22 protein-coding genes are annotated in these 24,341 nt (G+C 41.3%); 14 read left to right on the top strand and 8 right to left on the bottom strand.

Going from position 1 to position 24,341, the window contains the following annotated elements; all coding sequences use genetic code 11:
• The first annotated feature begins 24 nt into the window (after positions 1 to 24).
• The 13 genes from ispC to BTN98_RS09490 all read left to right on the top strand — a co-directional run bounded on the left by ispC (position 25) and on the right by BTN98_RS09490 (position 17,249).
• Positions 25 to 1,221 carry a 1-deoxy-D-xylulose-5-phosphate reductoisomerase gene (gene ispC, locus BTN98_RS09550; RefSeq protein ID WP_060998753.1) on the top strand — a complete coding sequence of 399 codons (1,197 nt, stop codon included), beginning with the start codon at positions 25 to 27 and terminating at the stop codon, positions 1,219 to 1,221.
• Positions 1,218 to 2,573 (top strand): sigma E protease regulator RseP, encoded by a 1,356-nt coding sequence (gene rseP / locus BTN98_RS09545; protein ID WP_060998752.1) that lies wholly within the window; start codon positions 1,218 to 1,220, stop codon positions 2,571 to 2,573. Before ispC ends, rseP begins: the two co-directional genes overlap by 4 nt.
• A 36-nt stretch (positions 2,574 to 2,609) precedes the next feature.
• Positions 2,610 to 5,015, top strand: a complete 2,406-nt coding sequence (bamA, locus tag BTN98_RS09540; RefSeq protein WP_060998751.1) for an outer membrane protein assembly factor BamA — start codon at positions 2,610 to 2,612, stop codon at positions 5,013 to 5,015.
• Positions 5,016 to 5,032: 17 nt separating this feature from the next.
• A complete protein-coding gene (locus BTN98_RS09535; RefSeq protein WP_060998750.1) occupies positions 5,033 to 5,542 on the top strand; it encodes an OmpH/Skp family outer membrane protein in 510 nt (169 codons plus the stop codon).
• Between the two features lie 102 nt (positions 5,543 to 5,644).
• Positions 5,645 to 6,673: a UDP-3-O-(3-hydroxymyristoyl)glucosamine N-acyltransferase gene (gene lpxD, locus BTN98_RS09530; RefSeq protein ID WP_060998749.1), complete on the top strand. Its 1,029-nt coding sequence runs from the start codon at positions 5,645 to 5,647 to the stop codon at positions 6,671 to 6,673.
• Between the two features lie 93 nt (positions 6,674 to 6,766).
• Complete coding sequence (gene fabZ, locus BTN98_RS09525; protein ID WP_060998748.1) at positions 6,767 to 7,222, top strand: 3-hydroxyacyl-ACP dehydratase FabZ; 456 nt, start codon at positions 6,767 to 6,769, stop codon at positions 7,220 to 7,222.
• Complete coding sequence (gene lpxA / locus BTN98_RS09520; protein ID WP_060998747.1) at positions 7,219 to 8,007, top strand: acyl-ACP--UDP-N-acetylglucosamine O-acyltransferase; 789 nt, start codon at positions 7,219 to 7,221, stop codon at positions 8,005 to 8,007. Before fabZ ends, lpxA begins: the two co-directional genes overlap by 4 nt.
• The gene (gene lpxB / locus BTN98_RS09515) at positions 8,007 to 9,149 is read left to right on the top strand and encodes a lipid-A-disaccharide synthase (protein ID WP_060998746.1); all 1,143 of its coding nucleotides are present in this window, start codon (positions 8,007 to 8,009) and stop codon (positions 9,147 to 9,149) included. The genes lpxA and lpxB overlap by 1 nt, the downstream gene beginning before the upstream one ends.
• Positions 9,150 to 9,154: 5 nt before the next feature.
• Positions 9,155 to 9,766 (top strand): ribonuclease HII, encoded by a 612-nt coding sequence (rnhB, locus tag BTN98_RS09510; protein ID WP_060998745.1) that lies wholly within the window; start codon positions 9,155 to 9,157, stop codon positions 9,764 to 9,766.
• Between the two features lie 120 nt (positions 9,767 to 9,886).
• A complete protein-coding gene (gene dnaE, locus BTN98_RS09505; protein WP_060998744.1) occupies positions 9,887 to 13,366 on the top strand; it encodes a DNA polymerase III subunit alpha in 3,480 nt (1,159 codons plus the stop codon).
• A gap of 71 nt (positions 13,367 to 13,437) precedes the next feature.
• Positions 13,438 to 14,397, top strand: a complete 960-nt coding sequence (gene accA, locus BTN98_RS09500) for an acetyl-CoA carboxylase carboxyl transferase subunit alpha (protein WP_060998743.1) — start codon at positions 13,438 to 13,440, stop codon at positions 14,395 to 14,397.
• A 144-nt stretch (positions 14,398 to 14,541) separates the two neighbouring features.
• Positions 14,542 to 15,861, top strand: coding sequence for a tRNA lysidine(34) synthetase TilS (gene tilS, locus BTN98_RS09495; RefSeq protein ID WP_060998742.1), 1,320 nt, complete (start codon positions 14,542 to 14,544; stop codon positions 15,859 to 15,861).
• A 176-nt stretch (positions 15,862 to 16,037) separates the two neighbouring features.
• Entirely contained in the window at positions 16,038 to 17,249 is a 1,212-nt protein-coding gene (locus BTN98_RS09490; protein WP_060998741.1) for an aromatic amino acid transporter, read from the top strand.
• Between the two features lie 92 nt (positions 17,250 to 17,341).
• Here the strand turns inward: BTN98_RS09490 and BTN98_RS09485 are convergent, their stop codons facing one another.
• The 7 genes from BTN98_RS09485 to metN all read right to left on the bottom strand — a co-directional run bounded on the left by BTN98_RS09485 (position 17,342) and on the right by metN (position 23,160).
• Positions 17,342 to 17,530: a DUF4250 domain-containing protein gene (locus BTN98_RS09485; protein WP_060998740.1), complete on the bottom strand. Its 189-nt coding sequence runs from the start codon at positions 17,528 to 17,530 to the stop codon at positions 17,342 to 17,344.
• 3 nt (positions 17,531 to 17,533) lie between these two features.
• Positions 17,534 to 17,737 carry a YaeP family protein gene (locus tag BTN98_RS09480; RefSeq protein ID WP_060998739.1) on the bottom strand — a complete coding sequence of 68 codons (204 nt, stop codon included), beginning with the start codon at positions 17,735 to 17,737 and terminating at the stop codon, positions 17,534 to 17,536.
• Between the two features lie 185 nt (positions 17,738 to 17,922).
• Positions 17,923 to 19,638 carry a proline--tRNA ligase gene (locus BTN98_RS09475; protein ID WP_060998738.1) on the bottom strand — a complete coding sequence of 572 codons (1,716 nt, stop codon included), beginning with the start codon at positions 19,636 to 19,638 and terminating at the stop codon, positions 17,923 to 17,925.
• 126 nt (positions 19,639 to 19,764) lie between these two features.
• The gene (gene tsaA / locus BTN98_RS09470) at positions 19,765 to 20,466 is read right to left on the bottom strand and encodes a tRNA (N6-threonylcarbamoyladenosine(37)-N6)-methyltransferase TrmO (RefSeq protein ID WP_060998737.1); all 702 of its coding nucleotides are present in this window, start codon (positions 20,464 to 20,466) and stop codon (positions 19,765 to 19,767) included.
• A 103-nt stretch (positions 20,467 to 20,569) separates the two neighbouring features.
• The gene (locus tag BTN98_RS09465; RefSeq protein WP_060998736.1) at positions 20,570 to 21,388 is read right to left on the bottom strand and encodes a MetQ/NlpA family lipoprotein; all 819 of its coding nucleotides are present in this window, start codon (positions 21,386 to 21,388) and stop codon (positions 20,570 to 20,572) included.
• A gap of 61 nt (positions 21,389 to 21,449) precedes the next feature.
• Positions 21,450 to 22,136, bottom strand: coding sequence for a methionine ABC transporter permease (locus BTN98_RS09460; RefSeq protein WP_060998735.1), 687 nt, complete (start codon positions 22,134 to 22,136; stop codon positions 21,450 to 21,452).
• Positions 22,126 to 23,160 carry a methionine ABC transporter ATP-binding protein MetN gene (gene metN, locus BTN98_RS09455; RefSeq protein WP_060998734.1) on the bottom strand — a complete coding sequence of 345 codons (1,035 nt, stop codon included), beginning with the start codon at positions 23,158 to 23,160 and terminating at the stop codon, positions 22,126 to 22,128. Before metN ends, BTN98_RS09460 begins: the two co-directional genes overlap by 11 nt.
• Before the next feature lie 291 nt (positions 23,161 to 23,451).
• Between metN and gmhB the strand changes: the two genes are divergently transcribed.
• Positions 23,452 to 24,009 (top strand): D-glycero-beta-D-manno-heptose 1,7-bisphosphate 7-phosphatase, encoded by a 558-nt coding sequence (gmhB, locus tag BTN98_RS09450; RefSeq protein ID WP_060998733.1) that lies wholly within the window; start codon positions 23,452 to 23,454, stop codon positions 24,007 to 24,009.
• Positions 24,010 to 24,060: 51 nt separating this feature from the next.
• Here the strand turns inward: gmhB and BTN98_RS20310 are convergent, their stop codons facing one another.
• Positions 24,061 to 24,219, bottom strand: a complete 159-nt coding sequence (locus BTN98_RS20310) for a hypothetical protein (protein ID WP_156451839.1) — start codon at positions 24,217 to 24,219, stop codon at positions 24,061 to 24,063.
• Positions 24,220 to 24,341: the final 122 nt, after the last annotated feature.

The following is a 24,341-nucleotide window of genomic DNA, read 5'->3' as shown; positions in this document are numbered from 1 at the left end:
TTTTTTGTAACTGTAAGTGATTTTATGCGTAAGTTAACGATTCTTGGTGCGACGGGCTCAATTGGTAGTAGTACGTTAGCGGTAATTGCTCAAAACCCTGATTCATTTGAAGTCACCGCTTTAGCCGCGGGTTCTAATGTTGAGAAGATGTTTGCATTATGTCAGCAATGGCAACCGAAATATGCTGCAATGGCATCTACAGCCGCGGCGGTTCAACTTAATACATTGATTGAGCAAGCAAGTTTGAATATCACAGTATTAAGTGGTGACGAAGGTATTTGTCAGGTTGCCGCATTAGATGATGTTGATACTGTGATGGCGGCAATTGTTGGTGCGGCGGGTTTATTACCCACTATGGCAGCGGTTAAAAAAGGTAAGCGAATCTTATTAGCCAATAAGGAAGCGCTGGTAATGACCGGTCAAATGTTCATTGATGCATGTGAACAATATGGTGCGGAATTATTACCTGTTGATAGTGAACATAACGCTATTTTTCAGGCGTTACCGGCTGATATTCAGCGCCGTATGGGGCGTTGTGATTTAGCGGCATCTGGTGTGAGTAAAGTATTATTAACCGGTTCTGGTGGCCCATTCCGCTATACTGATATCAGTGCATTAGATGCAGTGACCCCAGAGATGGCGATTGCACACCCTAATTGGTCGATGGGGCCTAAAATCTCGGTTGATTCAGCAACCATGATGAATAAAGGTTTGGAATACATTGAAGCACGATGGCTATTTAATGCTAGCCGTGAGCAGATGGAAGTGATTATTCATCCACAGTCAGTGATTCATTCAATGGTTCAATATAAAGATGGCTCGGTCATCGCACAAATGGGGTTGCCAGATATGTGTACCCCGATTGCGTGTGCTATGGCTTATCCTGAACGTGTTGATGCAGGTGTGGCACCACTTGATTTTAGTAAGATCGGCGAGTTTACCTTTATGGAGCCTGATTTTGAGCGTTACCCATGCTTAAAATTAGCTATTGACGCTTGTTATCAAGGACAAGCAGCGACTACAACCTTAAACGCTGCTAATGAAATAGCTGTTGCTGCATTTTTAACGAACGAGATTCGCTTCACTGATATAGCTAAAGTGAATCAGCTGGTGTTAGAAAGAGCAGTATTAACTGAACCTAATGATATTGATGCCGTAATGATGCTAGATAAACAAGCACGTGAGCTTGCGTTAGACATTATTGCGAAGGAATTTGCATGATTGAATTTATCCGTAATTTAAGCGCTTTTTTAGTTGCTCTTGGTATTCTTATCGCAGTGCATGAGTTTGGCCATTTTTGGGTTGCTCGTCGCTGTGGTGTCTATGTTGAACGTTTTTCTATTGGTTTTGGTAAAGCCTTGTTTAAACGTATAGGCAAAGATGGCACAGAATACACATTAGCCATGATACCACTTGGTGGTTATGTCAAAATGCTTGATGAGCGGGTAGCTGAAGTACCGCCTGAGAAGCGTCATATGGCGTTTAATAATAAGAAAATTTGGCAACGAAGTGCTATTGTTGCTGCAGGACCTATGGCAAATTTTGTGTTTGCTATCTTTGCTTATTGGGTGGTTTATCTTATTGGGGTGCCAGCATTAAAGCCTGTAATTGGTGAAGTTGCACCTCAATCAATCGCGGCAAAAGCGGGAATTATTCCCGGAATGGAACTAAAATCAGTTTCTGGACTCGAAACATCTGATTGGGAATCTGCCAATATGGCATTAATTTCCCAAATCGGTGATAAACAAGTGGTCATAACAGCACAAGAACCTGATAGTTCGATTGTTGTTTCACGTACACTTGATTTAACTCATTGGTCATTTGATCCTGAATCACAGCGAGTATTGACGACATTGGGTATCACCCCATTTACACCGCCAATTACGCTAACTGTTTCACAACTTGTTGATAATAGTGCAGCAATTGATGCAGGATTTAAATTAAATGATAAGATTGTCGCAGTAGATAATAAATCAGTAACGCAGTGGCAGCAATTTGTTGATGCTGTTCGTACACATCCAGGAACAACGCTACAAGTTGAAGTTTTACGTGATGAAGAACCGATGATGCTATCATTAACTCCTCGTGTAAAAGTAGAAGCTGATGGTAAAGAAGTTGGCTATGTAGGATTGGCACCAAGTATTGAACCTTGGCCAGCATCGTACAAAGTTAATTTGCAGTTTGGTCCGATTGATGCGGCGATAAAAGCGACTGAAAAAACCGGTCAATTAGTGTCTTTGACGTTTGATATGGTCACTAAGCTTGTTACTGGTGATGTTGCAATGAAAAACCTCAGTGGGCCGATATCTATCGCCAAAGGGGCTGGAATGACTGCCGAGTTTGGCTTAGTCTATTTCCTTGGTTTCTTGGCGTTGATCAGTGTTAACTTAGGCATTGTAAACTTATTACCTTTACCTGTACTTGATGGCGGACATTTAATGTTCTTTGCTGTTGAGGCGGTAACTCGTCGTCCTGTATCTGAACGAATTCAGGATATTGGCTATAGAGTGGGATCAGCCATCTTGGTTGCGTTAATGGCGGTTGCGCTATTCAATGATTTTACCCGACTTTAATAAATGCGTATTTAGCAAGGAATAATCAGTACAGTAATGGCGATTAAAAAACTGTTAGTCGCATCGCTTCTTTTGACAAGTAGCGTTGCGCATAGCGCGGAAAATAAATTTGTAGTTGATAACATTCGTTTTGAAGGTCTTCAGCGAGTTACGATGGGAGCTGCATTGTTAAAAATGCCAGTTCGCGTTGGTGATACTGTTGATCCACAGGATATTTCAGCACTGATCAAATCTCTTTATTCTTCCGGCAATTTTGAAGATATTAAGGTATATCGAGACGGTAATACGTTATTGGTCGATGTAAAAGAGCGTCCAACTATTGCAGCTATTACCTTTGCAGGTAATAAAGCCATCAAAGATGAGCAGCTAAAAGAAAACCTTGATGCATCAGGTCTGCGTGTTGGTGAAGCGTTAGATAGAACAACCTTATCTAAGATCGATAAAGGTCTAGAAGATTTCTACTATAGTGTCGGTAAATATAATGCCACTGTGGAAGCTGTTGTAACGCCTTTACCTCGTAACCGTGTTGATGTGAAATTTGTCTTTACTGAAGGTGTATCTGCTAAAATTAAGCAGATCAACATCCTTGGTAATCATGTCTTCAGTGATGCTGATTTGATCAGTAAGTTCAAACTTAAGGACAGCGTGCCTTGGTGGGACTTTATGGCCAATGAAAAGTATCAAAAACAAGTATTGCAAGGCGATTTAGAAACATTACGCTCGCAATATTTGAATAATGGTTATTTAAAGTACCGTCTAGAATCAACGCATGTTGCTATTTCTCCTGATAAAAAAGGCGTGTACATTACTCTAAAAGTTCATGAAGGTGAGCAATACAAGGTTAAAAACGTTAAGTTCCAAGGTGACGTTGCTGGTCGTGTTGCCGCATTTGATAAACTGGTGACTTTTAAACCTGACACTGTTTACAACGGTGCAGAAGTTACTGCATTAGAAGAAGCGGTTAAACGTGAATTGGGTAAAGCTGGTTATGCTTATCCAAAAGTTACCATCATGCCAGAATTTGACGATGCAGCGCATCAAGTGACTTTGATCGTTAATGTTGAACAAGGTAAGCGTGTGTATGTACGCAATATTGAATTTAGTGGTAATAACACCACTAAAGATGAAGTATTACGTCGTGAAATGCGTCAAATGGAAGGCTCTTGGTTAAACGGCAAGGCGATTGAAACGGGCAAAGAACGTTTAAACCGCACCGGTTTCTTTGAAAATGTTGATGTACAAACTGTACGTGTACCTGGTTCTGACGATCAAGTAGATGTGAAGTACAAGGTTAAAGAAGCTAACTCGGGCAGTGTTAACTTTGGTGTCGGTTACGGTACTGAATCTGGTATTAGTTTTCAGGCGGGTTTAACCCAACAAAACTTCTTGGGTACCGGTAATTTGTTTGGCATTAATGCCATGACCAATGATTACTCTAAAAACATTAGCCTTGAATACAAAGATCCGTACTTTACGATCAATAACGTTAGTCTTGGTGGTAAAATTTACTACAACGAGTTTGAAGCATCTGATGCTAACATCTCGGATTATACCAACCAAAGTTACGGTGCAAGTTTAACGTGGGGCTTCCCATATAATGAATTGAACTACTTCGATTTTAGTCTTGGTTATGATCACAATAAGATCTCTAATATTCAAGATTACTATCAGATCCAGCAGTTCAAAAAGATTCATGGTTTTGATCAAGATAGTGATAACGCGATTTCACTTGACGATTACAGCTGGACTGTGTCATGGACGCGTAATCACTTAAACCGCGGTTATTTCCCAACGTCAGGTAATTACCAGAGTGCTTCATTTAAGATGACCATTCCAGGTTCTGATTCTCAGTACTTCAAAACTCAATATGATGTGCGTCAATATATTCCATTAACGGAAAAACAAGACTACACCTTATTGCTACGTGGTAAGTTAGGTTACGGTAACGGTTACGGTAAAACGGATAATGGCAGCGATCAATTGATGCCATTCTATGAGAACTACTATGCAGGTGGTTTTACCACTATTCGTGGTTTCCGCTCTAACACTGTTGGTCCAAAAGCTGTTTATGGCGAAGGCCAAGGCAATAACCAAAAAGGTGTGGTGAGCGACGAATCTACTGGTGGTAATGCAATTGCACTCGCAAGTATGGAACTAATTGTTCCAACCCCGTTTGTTTCACAAGAAATTAAAAATCAAGTACGTACTAGTTTCTTTGTTGATGCAGGTTCAGTATGGGATACTGAATTCCATCCTAATTATACAAACGAAAGTTCATTACCTGATTATTCAGATCCAGGTATGATTAGAGCGTCTTACGGTGCTGCATTACAGTGGATGTCTCCAATGGGTCCACTTGTATTCTCGGTTGCTAAACCAATTAAGAAATATGAAGGGGATGATGAAGAGTTCTTCACATTCACCATTGGCCAGTCATTCTAATTTTTAAGGAGAGTCTTTTGAAACAGTGGATTAAAGCAGCAAGTTTAGGTTTAGTAATTTTATCTTCATCTATGTATGCAAATGCAGCAGAAGCCGCACAAAAAATTGGTTATGTGTCGACAGGTCAGGCGATGTCTGAGTTAGCGGCGCGTTATAACGTGCAGGAAAAATTGCAAAAAGAATTCAGTGGTCGCGTGGCAGCATTACGTGCGATTGAAGGTAAAATGAAAACCAAAATCGACAAGATGAAGCGTGACGGTGAATTAATGACACCTAAGCAGCGTACTGATATTCAACGTGAACTTGCAGCACTTGATTCTGATTACAAGCTAAAAGCAAAAGCACTAGCTGAAGATCAACGTCGTCGTGGTATGGAAGAAGAGCAAAAGTTAGTTAAGAAGATCCGTACAGCTATCGACACTGTAGCGAAGAAAAATGGCTACAATGTTGTACTAGACGCACAAGCGGTATTGTTTGCAAGCAAGAGCGATGACTTATCATCTAAAGTTATTGCAGCTGTTAAATAAAACAGTCGCCCTGTGGTAAACGTTGTAGCTGGCAAGATCAGCTACAACTTTTGATCTAACAGCCACCTTATGTGGCTGTTGTTACAAGAGAGATAAAATAATATGGCTGCAATAACGCTTGCTGAATTAGCAAATAAATTAGGTGCTGAGCTACGTGGTGATGGTACTGTTGAAATTCACTCGATTGCATCGATGGGCAAAGCTGTTAGCGGGCAAATAACGTTCCTTTCTGATAGCAAGTACCGTCAACAGCTTATTGAGTGTCAAGCGGATGCAGTAATGCTACGAGAAGCGGATGTCGAGTTTTTCCAAGGCAACATGTTAGTCGTAAAAGATCCTTACCTTTGTTATGCATTAGTGGCTCAACTTCTTGATACAACACCTGTTGCTGCAACGGATATTGCACCATCAGCGTATGTTGATTCAACGGCGACCTTAGGTTGTAATGTTGCTATTGGTCACAATGCAGTGATTGAAGCTGGCGTACAATTAGGTGATAACGTTCAGATTGGTGCTGGCTGTTTTATTGGTAAGAATGCGATTATTGGTGACAACACCAAGCTGTGGGCGAATGTTACGATTTACCATGATGTGGTATTAGGTTCACAGTGTTTAGTACAATCAAGTACCGTTATTGGTGCTGATGGTTTTGGCTATGCCAATGATAAAGGCGAGTGGGTTAAGATCCCGCAACTTGGTTCAGTATGCATTGGTGATCGAGTAGAAATTGGTGCGTGTACAACCATTGACCGTGGTGCGCTAGAAGATACCATTATTGCTGATAACGTTATTATTGATAATCAGATGCAAATCGCGCATAACGTGCAGATCGGATATGGTACTGCCATGGCTGGTGGTACTATTGTTGCTGGTAGTACTACAATTGGTAAATATTGTATTATTGGCGGCGCTTCTGTGCTTAATGGTCACATTAAGATTGCTGATGGCGTAACAATTACCGGTATGGGAATGGTGATGCGTAGTATTGAAGATAAAGGTATGTATTCTTCAGGTATTCCACTACAGCCCAACAGAGAATGGCGTCGAACAGCGACTCGGGTTCATCGAATTGATGAAATGAATAAACGCCTAAAAGCAGTTGAAAAACAACTAGCAGCAAAAGGCGAATAATTTTCATCAATATTGATTGGCCTGCCTTTGTGTAGGCCATTTTGCATTTTCATAGCATATTTTTTTACATGTTTTTAGAACAGGAATTTAGTTTTGACGACCGAAAATAAGACGTTAAACATCACCGAAATTCAGGAACTTCTTCCTCATCGTTACCCATTTCTTATGATTGATCGTGTTACCAATTATGATGAAGGTAAAACTCTAACTGCGATTAAAAATGTTTCAGTTAACGAACCACAGTTTACGGGTCATTTCCCTAAAATGCCGGTATTTCCTGGTGTATTAATTTTAGAAGCGATGGCACAAGCGACTGGTTTATTAGCCTTTAAAACCTTTGGTGCTCCTGCTGAAAATGAACTGTACTACTTTGCAAGTATTGATAAAGCAAAGTTTCGTAAGCCAGTAGTACCTGGTGACCAAATGATTCTAGAAGTTGAATTTATTAAAGAGCGTCGTGGTATTGCGCTATTTAATGGTATCGCTAAAGTTGATGGCGAGACTGTATGTTCAGCAGAACTTAAGTGTGCAAGACGAGTATTCTCATGATTCATGAAAGTGCAAAAATTCATCCATCTGCAGTGATTGAAGATGGGGTAATCATTGGCGCTAACGTCACTGTTGGCCCATTTACTTATATTGCAACAGGGGTTGAAATTGGTGAAGGCACTGAGGTGATGTCTCATGTTGTCATCAAAGGACCAACTGTTATCGGTAAAGATAACCGTATATTCCCATTTGCAATTGTTGGTGAAGAGTGTCAAGACAAGAAGTTTAGTGGCGAAGCGACCCGCTTAGAAATCGGCGATCGCAACGTGATTCGCGAAAGCGTGCAGATCCACCGAGGCACCACTCAAGATAAAGGTGTGACGGTTGTGGGTAATGACAATCTATTGTGTGTTAATGCTCACATTGCGCATGATGTTGTTGTTGGTAATCACACTCATATTGGTAATAACTCTATTTTAGGTGGCCATGTTACTGTTGGTGATTACGCTGGCGTGATGGCATTATCAGCGATTCACCCATTTTGTACTGTCGGTGCTTACAGTTATATCGGTGGTTGTTCCGCGGTCGTACAAGATGTGCCACCTTATGTGTTGGCGCAAGGTAATCATGCTAAACCGTTTGGACTTAATATCGTTGGCCTGCAACGAAATGGTTTTGAAAAGCCAGAATTACATGCTATTCGTCGTGCCTATAAAGAGATTTATCGCTCAGGGAAAACATTGGCTGAAGTGAAGCCTGTGCTTGCTGAAATGGCGCAAGAGTGGCCATCAGTGGCACGTTTCTCTGAGGTGCTTGATAATTCAGAACGCGGTATTATTCGCTAATGACGAAGCCTCTTCGAATAGCAATTGTCGCCGGAGAAATCTCCGGCGATATTTTAGGTGCCGGTTTTATTCAAGCGGTAAAAGTGCGCTATCCTGATGCTGAATTTGTCGGTGTTGCAGGACCTCGTATGCAAGCACAAGGCTGTGAAGCTCTGTTTGATATGGAAGAGCTTGCGGTGATGGGGATTGTTGAGGTTCTTGGTCGTTTGCCGCGATTATTTAAAGTTAAAGCCGAATTGGTACAGCATTTTAGCGATAACCCGCCGGACGTGTTTGTTGGTATCGATGCACCTGATTTTAACTTACGCTTAGAAAAAGATTTAAAAGATCGTGGTATTAAAACCGTGCATTATGTCAGTCCGTCAGTATGGGCATGGCGTCAAAAGCGGATCTTTAAAATTGAAGCGGCAACTAACTTAGTACTGGCTTTTCTGCCATTTGAAAAAGCATTTTACGATAAGTTTAATGTGCCTTGTCAGTTTGTCGGCCATACCATGGCTGATGCTATTCCACTTCAAACCGATCAAGTTGCGGCACGTGAGTTACTTGGTTTAGATCCCACTAAGCGCTGGTTGGCGGTACTGCCTGGTAGCCGTGGTAGTGAAATGGCAATGCTTGCTGAGCCGTTTATTCAAACCTGTCAGCAACTTAAAGCAAAACATCCTGAATTAGGTTTTGTGGTGGCGTTGGTGAATGAAAAACGTCGTGCTCAATTTGAACAAGCATGGCAACAAACAGCCCCTGAATTAGATTTTGTGTTGGTCGATGACACTGCCCGGAATGTGATGATTGCTGCTGATGCGGTGTTATTAGCTTCAGGTACGGTGGCATTAGAGTGCATGCTAGTGAAGCGTCCAATGGTCGTTGGCTATAAAGTAAAACCACTAACAGCTTGGATTGCTAAGCGAATGCTAAAGACTAAATATGTATCATTGCCTAATATTATGGCTGATCGTGAATTAGTCACTGAGTTGCTGCAGGAAGATTGTATCCCTGAGAAGTTGTTCGATGAAGTAGATAAAATTCTTTATGGTGACACCACAGCATTGATGGCTCAGTTTGAACAAATGCATAAAACTATTCGTTGTAATGCAGACGAACAAGCGGCACAAGCGGTATTAGCATTAATCAATAAGGCATAGTTATTATGGCTGAAAAGCAAGAGTTTCCTCCTTTTGTCTATCCGCAAGCCGAGTGTATTGCGGGTGTTGATGAAGTCGGGCGTGGTCCATTAGTGGGGGCGGTGGTGACAGCTGCGGTAATTTTAGATCCAAATAACCCGATAGAAGGGTTAACTGATTCTAAAAAACTCAGTGAGAAAAAACGTAACCTGCTGTTTGATGAAATTAAACAAAAAGCACTTTCGTGGTCTCTTGGTCGTTGTGAAGCAGATGAAATTGATCAGCTAAATATTTTACAAGCGACGATGGTCGCCATGCAGCGTGCAGTCGCTGGACTTCATATCCAACCTGATTTTGTATTGATTGATGGCAATAAAACCCCAGTATTACCTATGGCTGCACAAGCTGTGGTAAAAGGCGATTTACGAGTGGCTGAAATCAGTGCGGCATCCATTATTGCTAAAGTGACTCGCGATCGTGAGATGGAAGTTCTTGATGCTGAATTTCCGCAGTATGGTTTTGCAAAGCATAAAGGCTACCCAACCAAAGCCCATTTTGCTGCTTTAGAACAATACGGTGCGATTGAACAGCATCGAAAAAGTTTTAAACCTGTTAAACGCGTATTGGGTCTTGATTAAGCCTCGATGATTGGGTGATAAAAAGGCGAACCATTTGGTATCGCCTTTTTTTATACGACGAATTACGTCCCGATCGGGTATAATTTTTGTTAATTAAGTAATGTAATGAATTAGGTTGTCATGGCAGAACCACGTTTTATCCACCTTCGAGTTCATAGTGATTATTCAATGATCGATGGCTTGGCGAAAGTGAAACCTATCGTTAAGCGCGCTGCTGAACTTGGCATGCCAGCATTGGCTCTCACCGATTTTACTAACCTATGTGGTTTAGTGAAATTTTACTTCGCTGCCCACGATGAGGGCATCAAGCCGATTATTGGTGCTGATTTTAAAGTACAAAGCCAAGACATGGGCGATGAATTATTTGAACTCACCATTCTTGCTGCCAATAATGAAGGCTATAAAAACCTAACATTATTAATTTCAGAAGCGTATCAGCGTGGTCATGTTCAGCATCAACCCGTGATAGATAAAGAGTGGCTGATTAAACATCGTGAAGGGTTAATTGTTTTATCCGGTGGTAGAACAGGCGATGTTGGTCGTGCATTACTCAAAGGTAATCAACAGCTAACAGATACTTGTGTTGCTTTTTATCAAACCTATTTCCCAGACAGTTATTATTTAGAGTTGGTGCGTACTGGCCGTGCTGATGAAGATGCTTACCTTCATTTTGCGATTGAACTTGCCGAAAAATATGATTTGCCCGTGGTTGCCACCAATGATGTGCGCTTGCTTCGTGCCGACCAATTTGATGCCCATGAGATTCGAGTCGCAATCCATGATGGTTATACTATGGTCGATCCTAATCGACCTAAGCTTTATAGTGAACAGCAGTACTTGCGCAGTGAAGATGAAATGTGTGAGTTGTTTGCTGATATTCCTGAAGCTCTGCAAAACTCGGTAGAAATTGCCAAACGATGTAATGTTACTGTGCGTTTAGGGGAATATTTCCTGCCGAATTTCCCGACCGGTGACATGAGCATTGAAGACTTTTTGATTGTTAAATCTAAACAGGGACTTGAAGAGCGTTTAGCATTTTTATTCCCAGATCCAGATGTGCGTGCTCAGCGTCGCCCTGAATATGATGAACGTCTCGATATCGAATTAAAAGTGGTTAACCAAATGGGTTTCCCTGGTTATTTCTTGATCGTTATGGAGTTTATTCAGTGGTCAAAAGATAACGACGTGCCTGTTGGTCCTGGTCGAGGGTCTGGTGCTGGTTCATTAGTGGCCTATGCGCTTAAAATTACCGATCTTGATCCGCTAGAATTTGACTTGCTTTTTGAACGATTCTTGAACCCTGAACGTGTATCGATGCCCGATTTTGATATCGACTTTTGTATGGATAAGCGTGACTTAGTGATCGATCATGTGGCTGAAATGTATGGTCGTGATGCGGTATCACAGATCATAACCTTTGGTACTATGGCAGCTAAAGCGGTTATTCGTGATGTTGGTCGTGTTCTGGGACATCCGTATGGTTTTGTTGATCGTATTTCTAAATTAATTCCAGCAGAACCTGGAATGACGCTTGAAAAAGCGTTTGAAGCAGAGCCGCAACTCGGCCAAGCTTATGAAGCTGACGAGGAAATTCGTGATCTGATTGATATGTGTCGCATTCTTGAAGGGGTGACGCGTAACGCAGGTAAACACGCCGGTGGTGTGGTAATTTCACCAACCACAATTACCGATTTCGCGCCACTGTATTGTGATGCGGAAGGAAATAACCCTGTTACTCAATTTGATAAAAATGATGTTGAAACTGCAGGACTGGTGAAATTTGACTTCTTGGGTCTACGAACATTAACCATTATTGATTGGGCGTTAGGGATGATTAACCCACGTCTTGAAGCGCAAGGGTTAGAGCCTGTCAATATTGCAGCAATTCCAATGGCGGATAAAAAGTCATTTGATATGTTGCAACGCTCAGAGTCAACAGCTGTATTCCAGCTTGAATCCCGTGGTATGAAGGATTTGATCAAACGCCTACAACCCGATTGCTTTGAAGATATGATCGCGTTGGTGGCATTGTTCCGCCCTGGTCCATTGCAATCAGGCATGGTAGATAACTTTATTGACCGTAAACATGGCCGAGAAGCAGTATCTTACCCCGATGAAAAATGGCAACATGAATCATTAAAAGAAATTCTTGATCCCACTTACGGTATTATTCTGTATCAAGAACAGGTAATGCAGATCGCACAGGTACTGGCGGGCTACACCCTTGGTGGTGCCGACATGTTACGCCGTGCGATGGGTAAGAAAAAACCTTCAGAAATGGCGAAACAGCGCGCCGTATTTGAGCAAGGTGCTATCGATAACGGCGTCGATGGTGAGTTGTCGATGAAGATCTTTGACTTGGTAGAGAAATTTGCCGGTTATGGTTTTAACAAATCGCACTCGGCTGCTTATGCGTTAGTATCGTACCAAACATTGTGGTTAAAAGCCCATTATCCGGCTGAGTTTATGGCGGCGGTAATGACAGCTGATATGGACAATACTGATAAGATCATTAGCTTGGTTGATGAATGTCACCGTATGAATCTTAAATTATTGCCACCAGATGTGAATAAAGGTCTGTACCGCTTCAATGTTGATGATGAAGGTGCAGTCGTTTATGGTATTGGTGCGGTTAAAGGTGTCGGTGAAGGGCCGATTGAAAATATCATTAGTGCCCGTGAAAAAAACGGTCATTTTAAAGATTTATTTGATTTCTGTGCTCGAATTGATACTAAAAAAGTCAATAAGCGTGTGCTTGAAAAATTAATTAAATCAGGTGCATTAGATCGTTTAGGTCCTAATCGCGCAGCAATGTTAGCGACATTGGATGATGCGATCAAAGCGGCCAGTCAATATCATCAAGCTGAAGCATTTGGTCAAGCTGATATGTTTGGGGTGTTAACCGCGGCTCCTGAAGAAGTTGAGCATGCTTATGCTAATATTCCTGAATCACCTGAAAGTGTTTGGCTTGAAGGTGAACGTGAAACATTAGGATTATATTTAACCGGTCATCCGATTAATGCTTATATTTCCGAATTAAAGCATTACACTACTTGGCGATTAAAAGATGCGCAGCAAACTGGGCGTGATAAAGTTGCCTCTGTGGCTGGGCTTGTGATTGCTGCTCGCGTGATGACCACCAAGCGTGGTAGCCGCATTGGTTTAATGACGCTAGATGATCGTTCGGGTCGTATGGAAGTGATGTTATTCACCGATGCACTCGATCGTTATATCGATTTGCTTGAAAAAGACAAAATAGTGGTCGTATCTGGACAGGTCAGCTTTGATGATTTCAATGGTGGCCTTAGAATGTCAGCACGTGAAGTGCTCGATATTTCAGAAGCACGAGAAAAACATCTTCGTGGTGTCGCTATTTCGGTAACCGAAGAGCAAATCGACGAACAATTTTTTTCCCGTTTCAGCCAAGTGTTGGAACCGCATAGAGCAGGCACTGTTCCTGTTCATATGTATTATCAGCGCTCGAATGCTCGGGCCAAGTTTACCCTAGGAACAGAGTGGCGCGTAACGCCTGCCGATAAATTATTGTCGGACTTGAAAATGCTCTTAGGTGATAAACAGGTCGAGCTTGAGTTTAATTAAGTTAGCTTGTTATTTGTGGTAGGGTATAACCAAACCCTATCATTAAAATAAGCAAAAGGATTTTAAGTGGTATGAGCCTGAACTTCCTCGAGTTTGAACAACCGATTGCAGAATTAGAAGCAAAGATTGAAGCATTACGTGATGTATCACGCCGTGACGAATCTAACTCGGTTGATCTTGAAAAAGAAATTGAGCAACTAGAAAAGAAAAGCCTCGAATTAACTAAGAAAATCTTTGGTGATCTTGGTGCCTGGCAGGTTGCGCAACTCGCACGCCATCCTCAGCGCCCATATACTTTTGATTATGTCGAGCACATGTTTGAAGAGTTTGACGAATTAGCCGGTGATCGTGCTTTTGCTGATGATAAAGCGTTAGTTGGTGGTATTGCACGTATTGATGGTCGTCCAATTATGGTTATTGGTCATCAAAAAGGTCGTGGTACCACTGAAAAAGTGAAACGTAACTTCGGTATGCCAAAACCTGAAGGTTATCGTAAAGCGCTGCGTCTAATGAAAATGGCAGAGCGTTTTAAAATGCCGATTGTCACTTTCATCGATACTGCGGGTGCATACCCAGGTGTTGGTGCAGAAGAACGTGGTCAATCAGAAGCGATTGCAGCTAACTTAAAAACAATGGCAGGTCTTACAGTACCCGTTATTTGTAATGTGGTTGGTGAAGGTGGTTCTGGTGGTGCATTAGCGATTGGTGTCGGTGATTGCGTTAATATGTTGCAATACTCAACCTATTCAGTGATTTCACCTGAAGGTTGTGCATCTATTTTATGGCGTGACGCTGATAAAGCGCCACAAGCTGCTGAAGCGATGGGACTAACGGCTCCTCGTTTAAAAGAGCTTGAACTAATCGATAATATTATCGAAGAACCATTGGGTGGTGCACACCGTAATGTGCCATTAATGGCTAATACGTTAAAAGCACAAATTAAAGCGACCCTAGAAGAATTAGATCAGCTTGATACTGAAGAATTACTTGAGCGTCGTTACCAACGTTTAATGAGTTACGGTTACTGTTAATCGCTATTTATTCTTCGTCTAAAAAAGGTCAGCATAAGTGCTGGCCTTTTTTTATATGTTTATGTTAGTCAATGCCGTTTGTTGGTATTGGTTAATTCGACTCTGGTATAGACTAGACAGTCTGTTTGTTAAAGATGTAAGCCAATGTTGTATTCTCATTTTTGTCATCAAATACTTGTCAATCCACCAACAACTAAACGATTAGTGTTGGCATTAAGTGGCGGGTTAGATTCACGGGTCATGCTGGATTTATTGGCGCGTTTTATTGAACAACATCGTGATTATCGTGCTCATGCAGTGTATGTCCATCATGGATTGAGTACCAATGCAGATACGTGGGCGCAGCAATGCGTTACTTGGGCAATGGCAAGTGGTATTAGTTGTGACATTGAGCGAGTACAGTGTGAGTTAGGCGGTGGAGCGAGTGTCGAACAAGCCGCGCGTGATGCCCGTTATTATGCGTTATCACAGCATATTCAATGTGGTGATACATTACTGACTGCGCAACATGCCGATGATCAAATTGAAACGGTATTATTAGCCTTAAAACGCGGTAGTGGCCCAGCGGGATTAGCTGCAATGCCGGTGTTAACAACCTTTGCTTGCGGGCAGCATTTACGGCCATTACTCTCTATTAGTCGTGCCGACATTGAAGCTTATGGCGCTCAACACCAGTTACAGTGGGTTGAAGATGAAAGTAATCAAGACCAGCGTTACGACCGCAATTTTATTCGCCATCAAATAACTCCGTTGCTCAACGAACGCTGGCCAGGTATACGTAAAGCCGTTACTCGCAGTGCGCATTTATGTGGTGAGCAAGAGGGCTTATTAGAAGAGTTGTTAAGCTTTCAGTTACAACAAGCACGACAAGCTGATGGTAGTTTACGTATTGCAGCAAATATCAGTGCTCGTTTGGGGATGGCATTGATTCGACAGTGGTTAAAGCAGCAAGCTGTGATCATGCCTTCATTGGCCCAGCTTGAACAAATTTGGTTTAACCTTGTGCTGGCAAAGGTGGATGCTAATCCACAGGTGTGTTGGCAGCAATATCAAGTACGTCGCTATCAACAGCAGTTGTATTTATTACAGCAATGGCCTGATATAAGCGATTGGCAGCAACCATTGCGCCTTAATCAATACTGTCAACTACCCCAAGATCTTGGCGTGGTAGCGCTAAAACCGACAGCGTCTGCAACCTTAAGGCCTCCTTACGCTAATGAAACAGTATCAGTAAGATTTGATTACTTAGGGCCAGAGATAAAGCCTCAAGGACGTAGTGGTAAGCGTAAGTTTAAAAAATTGCTGCAAGAATACCAGCTGCCGAGTTGGTTACGTCGACGTACGCCGATGCTATTTTATGGTGAGCAATTAGTTGCAGTAGCTGGGGTGTTTGTGGTTGCAGAGTTTGTTGCCACGTCCTCGACAACAACCACAGCAGTCGAGTTTGAATGGTTACGGGCATAAAATGTTGAGTTGTTGGTTTTAATAACAGTTATTAATCTGTATATGTTAATTTTTTTAACATGTGCAGTTGTTTAATAAATATTTATTCAGATATCTATTCTTTTGTTGCTAAAACGGTTGATGAATATTATCGTACTAGTTCACTGATACAATGTAATGGCGAGAAAGGATAGATTATGAGTAAACCATCGACACTTGGAGGTGCATGCATTATTGCTAGTGTGTGTGTAGGTGCAGGCATGCTGGGGTTACCAAGTGCAGGTGCTGGCGCATGGACATTATGGACGGTACTTGCGATCTCAGTAACGATGGTAATGATGACATTATCTGGATGGTTATTACTTGAAGCATTAAAGCATTATGATTTTAAGGTATCGTTTAACACCATCACTAAAGATGTGCTTAAAGGTAAAGTCAATGCGATCAATAACCTATCATTATATTTTGTCGGTGGCATTTTACTTTATGCCTATATTTCTTCATCAGGTATGATCTTTGGTGGTTTACTTAATATTAATCCCAAGCTCGCTTCGGTATTATTTGTCATCGCTTCTTCTGTGTTTGTGCTTCACTCAACCCGAGCTGTTGATCGTATCTCGATTTTACTGATTCTATTTATGGTTATCAGTTTTGTGATTGGTATTTCAGGGCTTGCGACTAATATCCAATTGCCGACTTTACTTGATAGTATTGATTCTCAAGCAGATCTTTCTCCTTATGCACTTGCGATCTTGCCTGTTGCATTAACCTCTTTTGGTTATCATCACTCAGTAAGTACCATGCGTGATTATTATCGCGATGAAAACCGCGCTAAAAATGCCATTTTAGGTGGAACACTTATTGCCTTAACATTTTATGTGATTTGGGTGGTGTGCATTTTTGGTAACTTACCCCGCACACAATTTGGACCGATTGTTGCTGCTGGTGGTAGTGTCGATGCGTTAATGACTGCACTTGGTGGAGTGGTGAACTCTAACAGTGTTAAACAAGCACTTAATATTTTCTCAATTGCGGCGGTAGTGTCATCGTTTATCGGGGTCGGGCTCGGTGTATTTGATTACTTAGCTGATTTATTTGGCTTTGAAGATACCAACCAAGGCCGTTTTAAAACATGGGCAGTAACTTTTATTCCACCATTAGTGTTTTCACTATTTGCACCATTTGGTTTTGTGGCAGCAATTGGCTTAGCTGGGGCTGCGGCAACCATCTGGACTTGTATTATTCCCGCATTATTGGCTAAAAAATTACGCCAACGTCAACCTGAAATACAAGGTTTTGTCGTGCCTGGTGGCAATGTTACTGTGTATGCGGTAATAATATTTGGAGTCTTAACTGCGTGTTTTCATTTATTAGCGATGGCTGATGTTCTGCCTATATTCAAAGGCTAATTGAGGCATTACACCAACTAGATGTTATTTAACAAGTATAAAAAAACGGCACTGATAAGTGCCGTTTTTTATTTGATGTTTGTAAGTCAGCTTTAACGAAATTGCTGCACTTCTGGTAAGAAATCAAATCCGCCTGTGGCTAATTTTGCAATAAGTTGCTCACGGTCGATATCAAAAAATTTCACCAGATTATCAAGGTTATTAAATTCATCTCGAATCTTCATATTGACAATACTCATCAACATTACAGTGTCCATGGTTTCAAATTTTGATAAATTCATCGATTAATCCTCGTGATCACTGATCAGTAAGTTGGCTGCCGCAAAAGCTGCTTGCTCTCGTACTGTGAGTGGTAACTCAGTATTAGCGGCAATATCATCCAAGGTTTTAATTGCGCACTTGATAGCGGTTGGAATATAGCCTTGATCACCACTGCCAATTTGAGAGTAAGTAACGCGAATTAACTCGCAACATTGATAAACTTGCATAGTCTTTCCTTTGCTAAAAATATTCACCTAACATCACAATAAAATGATCTTAGGTGAAGATATTTACGTTGTTACTAAGTTGAATATTATCATAGCAGCACAACAGATAAAAAATGTTTGTGATAATTTAGCTATAAAAAAAGCTGCCTAAAATTGGCAGCTTTTTAAAATCATATGGTTGTTAATTAAGCTATTTTTTGCTTAAGAAAGTCCATAACATCAGCAGCCATAACTGCTTCTTTAGTGCCAGTACGACGGTTCTTATATTCCATCTCACCGTTTTCAAGGCTACGATCACCAATCACGATAGTATGTGGAATACCGATCAGTTCCATATCAGAGAACATTACGCCTGGACGCTCTTTACGATCATCAAATAAGACTTCAACGCCCATTGCAGTAAGATCAGCGTATAGCTTCTCAGCTGCTTCTTGAACGCGCTCTGATTTGTGCATGTTCATCGGTACGATTGCCACTTGGAAAGGCGCTAGTGCGTCAGGCCAGATGATGCCGTACTTATCGTTGTTTTGCTCGATAGCTGATGCCACAACACGTGATACACCGATACCGTAACAACCCATCTCTAGAATAGAATTTTTGCCGTTTGAATCAAGAACGCTACAGTTCATCTTATCAGAGTAAGTGGTGCCTAACTGGAAGATGTGACCGACTTCGATACCACGTTTTAGCATTAAGGTGCCTTGACCACATGGGCTTGGATCACCTTCAACTACGTTACGTAGATCATCAACACGGCCAAGTTCAACGTCACGACCCCAGTTGATACCTATGTTGTGTTTGCCATCGATGTTAGCGCCCGCAGCAAAGTCACTCATTACCGCAACACTGTGGTCAACGATAAATGGTAATTCAAGGCCAACAGGACCTAGAGAACCCGCTCCTGCACCAACAAGCTCACGCATTTGTTCTTCAGTTGCCATCTCTAATGGAGATGCAACTTCTACAAGGTTTTCTGCTTTGATTTCGTTAAGCTCGTGATCACCACGAATGATCAATGCCACGATAGGCGCATCGATTTCATCAGACGCTTTAACGAATAATGTTTTCACTGTCTTTTCGATAGCAATGCCATGTTGTTCTACCAATTCTGCGATAGTTTTCGCAGTTGGTGTATCAATGGTTGTCATTGCTTGTGTTGGCTGTGCACGCTCAACAGCAGGTGCGATAGCTTCTGCTTTTTCGATGTTCGCAGCGTAATCAGATTCAGTAGAGAATGCGATTAAATCTTCGCCACTTTCTGCAAGTACGTGGAACTCTTGTGAGCCATTACCACCGATTGCGCCTGAGTCAGCCAATACTGGGCGGTACTCAAGACCCATACGGTCAAAGGCTTTACAGTAAGCTGCATGCATTGTATCGAAAGACTTTTGTAAACCGTCTTTATCGATATCAAAGCTGTAAGCATCCATCATGCAGAATTCACGTGCACGCATTACGCCAAAGCGAGGGCGACGCTCATCACGGAATTTAGTTTGAATTTGGTAAAGGTTCAGCGGCAGTTGCTTGTAAGAGCTTACTTCGTTACGTACAAGACTAGTGATCACTTCTTCTGCTGTTGGACTTAGTACAAACGGACGGAAATGACGGTCAGTAAAGCGAAGTAGTTCAGGGCCCATTTTTTCAGAGCGGCCTGTCTCTTCCCATAGTTCAAACGGCTGAACAACGGGCATCAAAGTTTCGATTGCGCCCGCATTATCGATTTCTTGGCGAACGATGTTTTCGACTTTACGCAGCACACGTAGACCGGTAGGTAGCCAGGTGTATAAACCTGAAGCCAACTTACGGATCATACCTGCACGTAGCATTAGTTGATGACTAATGACTTCTGCGTCGTTTGGCGTCTCCTTCAGGGTAGAAAGAAGATATTTACTGGTACGCATTGATGGTATCCGTTATTGATAAAAGGAAAGAGAAGGAACTGATGTTCCACCCGTCAGTTTGATGACGATAGCCTGCTATATTACCAGTCTCGACGCTATTCGCCAAAGATAACTGTATTGGAATAGTTATTGAACAACGGTATCGATACTTACGACAGTAATGATCGGTTCTGCAACTGTAAACTGAACATTAAAATCAAATAAGTTTACCGCATAGAGCTTGGTGTCTGGTTTGCCTTTTTTATACGCAGGGCGTGGATCTTGCGCGAGTACTTCAGTAATAACTGCTTGATGATAGTCGGCGTGTTTGCCAGCTAACTGTTGCAATGCAGGTGGTGCGAATTGCACTTCAAGTGTCGCCGGTTGGCTGGTCGCAAAGCCACCTAATGCTTCAGGTAAACTGTCGGAATAGGGAATATAAGGTTTAATATCAATAATTGGCGTGCCATCAACCAAATCGGCACCGGCAATATCAATAATGACTTGGCCATTGCAATGACGAACGCCTTGTAATTTTACCGCTGACATGCCGATGCCATTAGGACGAAACGTCGCACGACTGGCAAAAACACCAATCCGCTCATTGCCCCCAAGCCGAGGTGGACGTACTGTCGGTCGCCAACCAGCTTCTAAGTTTTGGTCAAACAAAAATAATAGCCACACATGACTGAATTGTTCGATACCGCGTACTGCATCTAATGAGTTAGCCTGATCGTGTAAAATCACTTCACAGCGAGCACTAGGTACTAATCCTGGCTGGCGAGGAACGGCGAATTTTTCTTTATAAGGAGAGTGGACAATACCGATAGGTTCAATGCTATAAGCCATCAAATTAAGCCAATTATAAGCTGAAAGTAATTTGATAATATAACATAAAAAAAGAGCAGGCGATGAAGCCTGCTCTTGATGGAGATTGTATCAATTGGCGAGATTACCAGCCTTTAACAGCACCGCCATTGAAGATGGTTTGGGCTGAATTATAGACATCGTCTGATTGGTAAGCTTGAATGAACTTTTGAACATTTTCAGCTTTGACGTTATCTTGACGCGCTACAATGATATTGACATAAGGTGATTGCTTATCTTCAACAAACACTCCATCTTTTTCTGGAGTAAGGTTAAGACTACTCGCATAAGTAGTATTGATGATTGCTAAAGCAACATCATCTAATGAACGCGGTAATTGCGCTGCTTCTAATTCAACGATTTTAAGATTTTTAGGATTATTAACAATATCTAATACCGTTGCCGTCAAACCCGCATCAGGTTTAAGAGTAATTAAACCTTGTTGTTGTAATAACAATAATGAACGGCCAAGGTTTGTCGGATCATTAGGAACCGAAATCTGATCGCCATCTTTTAATTCATCAACCGATTTAATCTTATTTGAATAGCCAGCAATAGGGTAAACGAAGGTATTACCCGCGATCGCAAATTTATAACCACGATCTTTAATTTGCTGCTCTAGATAAGGTTTGTGTTGAAAGGCGTTAGCATCAATTGAACCTTCAGCTAAGGCTGCATTGGGTGATACGTAATCAGTAAAGGTGACTAATTCAACATCAAGTCCATATTTATCTTTCGCTTGTTTTGCTGCAACTTCTGCAACTTGCTCTTCTGCGCCAGCCATTACGCCAATTTTTACTTTATTGTTATCAACAACAGCTGTTTCTTGGTCACTACAACCTGCGAGTGTGACTGCAGCAGCAACGCCAGCAATGGCAAAAAGATGTTTAAGATTAAACGCCATAGTATTTCTCCTTAAATGGGCTTTCCCTAATTATGTAAATAATAAATAACAGCTTGAGTTGTTAGCGGTGATCAACACGTTTTACTAAGTGATCTCCAATAGATTGAATAAGTTGTACTAAAATAACTAACATAATAACGGTGATGGCCATAACCGTGCCGTCAAAACGTTGGTAGCCATAACGAATACCGACATCGCCTAAACCGCCACCGCCAACAGTCCCCGCCATTGCCGAATAACTAATTAAAGTAACTAAGGTAATAGTGACAGCATTAATAATGCCTGGTAGTGCTTCAGGTAATAGCACTTTGGTTATGATTTGGATTGGGGTTGCCCCCATTGCCTGTGCGGCCTCAATGAGTCCAGCTGGAATTTCCAGTAATGCGCCTTCCACTAAACGAGCAATAAAAGGAATTGCGCCGACAGTAAGTGGCACAATCGCCGCAGCAGTACCAATTGAACTGCCAACCACAAACCGAGTAAAAGGAATAATCGCAACTAATAAAATAATAAAAGGGATTGAACGGCCGATATTAACCACAATGCCAAGTATTTTATTTAAGACTGGATTTTGCCATAAACCGTTTTTCTTAGTGAGGTGAAGAGCAACACCGAGTGGAATTCCAATAATGAAACCAATCAGACCCGCCACAAACACCATGGTTAATGTTTGTCCTAGCGCATCGATAAGTAATTCAGTCAGGCGCTGATTGCTCTGCCACCATGTTGTTATTGAATCAAGCGACATAACCGAGCACCTCAACCTGTAATTTATGATCACGTAAAAAAGAAATAGCATCATCAATAGCAGTTTGAGTACCAAAGAATTCTGCTAGCATCAAACCAAATTTGACTCCACCTGCATAATCCATATTTGAACTGAGAATGCTGATGTCGAGATTAAACTCACGTGCTACTTGACTAATTAAAGGTGCGTCAACAGAGTCTCCGGTAAATTCCAGTCGAATTAAAGGATAACTGCCTTTTACTGGGGTTGAAGTCAAGCGTGATTGGTAATCTTCAGGGATCGACAAATCTAAGGTTGAGCGAATAAAGGCTTTTGCTAGTGCGGTTTTTGGATGAGCAAAAATATCACCCACTAAACCTTGTTCAACTAACTCGCCATCACCGATGATCGCAACTTGATGACAAATACCTTTAACGACATCCATTTCATGGGTGATCAATAAAATGGTTAGATTAAGTTGCTGATTAATTTTACGTAACAAAGCTAATATTGATTGGGTTGTTGCTGGATCAAGCGCGCTGGTGGCTTCATCACACAATAAAACCTTAGGATCAGAGGCTAAAGCACGAGCAATGGCTACTCGCTGCTTTTGACCACCACTTAAATTTGAAGGGTAACTATTACGTTTATCTTCTAAACCTACTAGCGATAGTAATTCTGTTACTTTGATATTAATGTCGTGAGCTGATATACCCGCAAGTTCTAACGGCAAAGCAATATTGGCAAATACAGTCCGTGATGACAGTAAATTAAAATGCTGGAAAATCATGCCAATTTTTCGGCGAGCCAAAGTCAATTCATTTGATGATAGCTGTGTTAAGTCAATACCATCGACAACGACATTACCTGAGGTAGGTTTTTCTAATAAATTCACACAGCGGATCAGGGTACTTTTTCCTGCGCCAGATGAACCAATCACCCCGAAAATCGTTCCTTGTTCAATCGTAAGGTTAATATCTTTTAGCGCATTAATCGCTTTCTCACCTTGATAGAACACCTTATTTACTTGTTTTATTTCTATCATTGAACTTCCTGATTCTTAGATGAAATGATTATATGACAGTGATGCTATATTGCATTAGTTGTTAATTATTGGTTATTATAGTTAAATCATCTTAATTGCTGTTAATCTGATGCTATGGTGAATCGCTTTTTAAGTCAATAGCTATTTTTACGTCTAGACGTCCAAATGGTTATTGGCATTTAGAATAGTATTGGTAATATCGTGATCATCTCTGTGAATGTGATAACTAATACTTTTCGCTGCCAACTCGTGACATAATCACCACAATATCTACTTGTTGAGGGCTTTCTTGTGGCCAAACCTGCTGTCTTTATTGATCGTGATGGCGTAATAAATGTCGATCATGGCTATGTACATACTGTTGATGATTTTGAATACATTGATGGTGTTTTTGGTGCATGTAAAAAATTCAAAGAAATGGGTTACTTACTTGTTTTAGTTACCAATCAATCAGGTATTGCTCGTGGCATGTTCACCGAAGATGAGTTTATTAGCCTGACTGAGTGGATGGATTGGAACTTCGAAGATCAAGGTGTTGAATTGGATGGTATTTACTATTGCCCACACCATGCAACGGAGGGTAAGGGTGAATATCTACAAGATTGTGATTGTCGTAAACCAAATCCAGGAATGCTGATATCAGCGCAAAGCTATTTAGATATTGATATGTCAAAATCAGTGATGATTGGTGATAAAGCGGACGACATGAAAGCGGCAATCGCGGCTGATGTTGCTTTCAAAGTATTAGTACGTACAGGTAAAGCTATTACTGAAGAAGGTGAAGCTTTAGCTGATGTTGTTTTAGACAGCGTTAAAAATGTACCTGCATGGTTAGCTGAAAACGCATAATCATTATCAGAAAGAGCAATCGTTCCGCGACTGCTCTTTCTGAGTATTGATTTATTGTGATAGTTTTATTTGTGATCGCATAATACCTTCTATACCTTCTATACCTTCTATACCTTCTATACCTTCTATACCTTCTATACCTTCTATACCTTCTATACCTTCTATACCTTTATTAATGTCTAAAGAAACAGATTTTAAATGGTGTAACACCTAATAATGGCAATAATTGAAAAGAACCCATTTGGTGATAGCCTTGTCATGCTTAAAAAATAGATGAAAAATGGGCAATAGATTAAAAAAAAGCGGTTGATTATTTGATGGTAAAAAAACTA

The sequence above is a fragment of the Photobacterium aquimaris genome, assembly GCF_002954455.1.
Lineage (GTDB): Bacteria > Pseudomonadota > Gammaproteobacteria > Enterobacterales > Vibrionaceae > Photobacterium > Photobacterium aquimaris.
This window is presented reverse-complemented; position numbering and strand designations above follow the sequence as displayed.

Coding starts and splice junctions, on each gene's coding strand:
- ispC (WP_060998753.1), top strand. CDS start 25: ATGCGTAAGTTAACGATTCTTGGTGCGACGGGCTCAATTGGTAGTAGT.
- rseP (WP_060998752.1), top strand. CDS start 1,218: ATGATTGAATTTATCCGTAATTTAAGCGCTTTTTTAGTTGCTCTTGGT.
- bamA (WP_060998751.1), top strand. CDS start 2,610: ATGGCGATTAAAAAACTGTTAGTCGCATCGCTTCTTTTGACAAGTAGC.
- lpxD (WP_060998749.1), top strand. CDS start 5,645: ATGGCTGCAATAACGCTTGCTGAATTAGCAAATAAATTAGGTGCTGAG.
- lpxA (WP_060998747.1), top strand. CDS start 7,219: ATGATTCATGAAAGTGCAAAAATTCATCCATCTGCAGTGATTGAAGAT.
- lpxB (WP_060998746.1), top strand. CDS start 8,007: ATGACGAAGCCTCTTCGAATAGCAATTGTCGCCGGAGAAATCTCCGGC.
- rnhB (WP_060998745.1), top strand. CDS start 9,155: ATGGCTGAAAAGCAAGAGTTTCCTCCTTTTGTCTATCCGCAAGCCGAG.
- dnaE (WP_060998744.1), top strand. CDS start 9,887: ATGGCAGAACCACGTTTTATCCACCTTCGAGTTCATAGTGATTATTCA.
- accA (WP_060998743.1), top strand. CDS start 13,438: ATGAGCCTGAACTTCCTCGAGTTTGAACAACCGATTGCAGAATTAGAA.
- tilS (WP_060998742.1), top strand. CDS start 14,542: ATGTTGTATTCTCATTTTTGTCATCAAATACTTGTCAATCCACCAACA.
- BTN98_RS09490 (WP_060998741.1), top strand. CDS start 16,038: ATGAGTAAACCATCGACACTTGGAGGTGCATGCATTATTGCTAGTGTG.
- BTN98_RS09485 (WP_060998740.1), bottom strand. CDS start 17,530: ATGAATTTATCAAAATTTGAAACCATGGACACTGTAATGTTGATGAGT.
- BTN98_RS09480 (WP_060998739.1), bottom strand. CDS start 17,737: ATGCAAGTTTATCAATGTTGCGAGTTAATTCGCGTTACTTACTCTCAA.
- BTN98_RS09475 (WP_060998738.1), bottom strand. CDS start 19,638: ATGCGTACCAGTAAATATCTTCTTTCTACCCTGAAGGAGACGCCAAAC.
- tsaA (WP_060998737.1), bottom strand. CDS start 20,466: ATGGCTTATAGCATTGAACCTATCGGTATTGTCCACTCTCCTTATAAA.
- BTN98_RS09465 (WP_060998736.1), bottom strand. CDS start 21,388: ATGGCGTTTAATCTTAAACATCTTTTTGCCATTGCTGGCGTTGCTGCT.
- BTN98_RS09460 (WP_060998735.1), bottom strand. CDS start 22,136: ATGTCGCTTGATTCAATAACAACATGGTGGCAGAGCAATCAGCGCCTG.
- metN (WP_060998734.1), bottom strand. CDS start 23,160: ATGATAGAAATAAAACAAGTAAATAAGGTGTTCTATCAAGGTGAGAAA.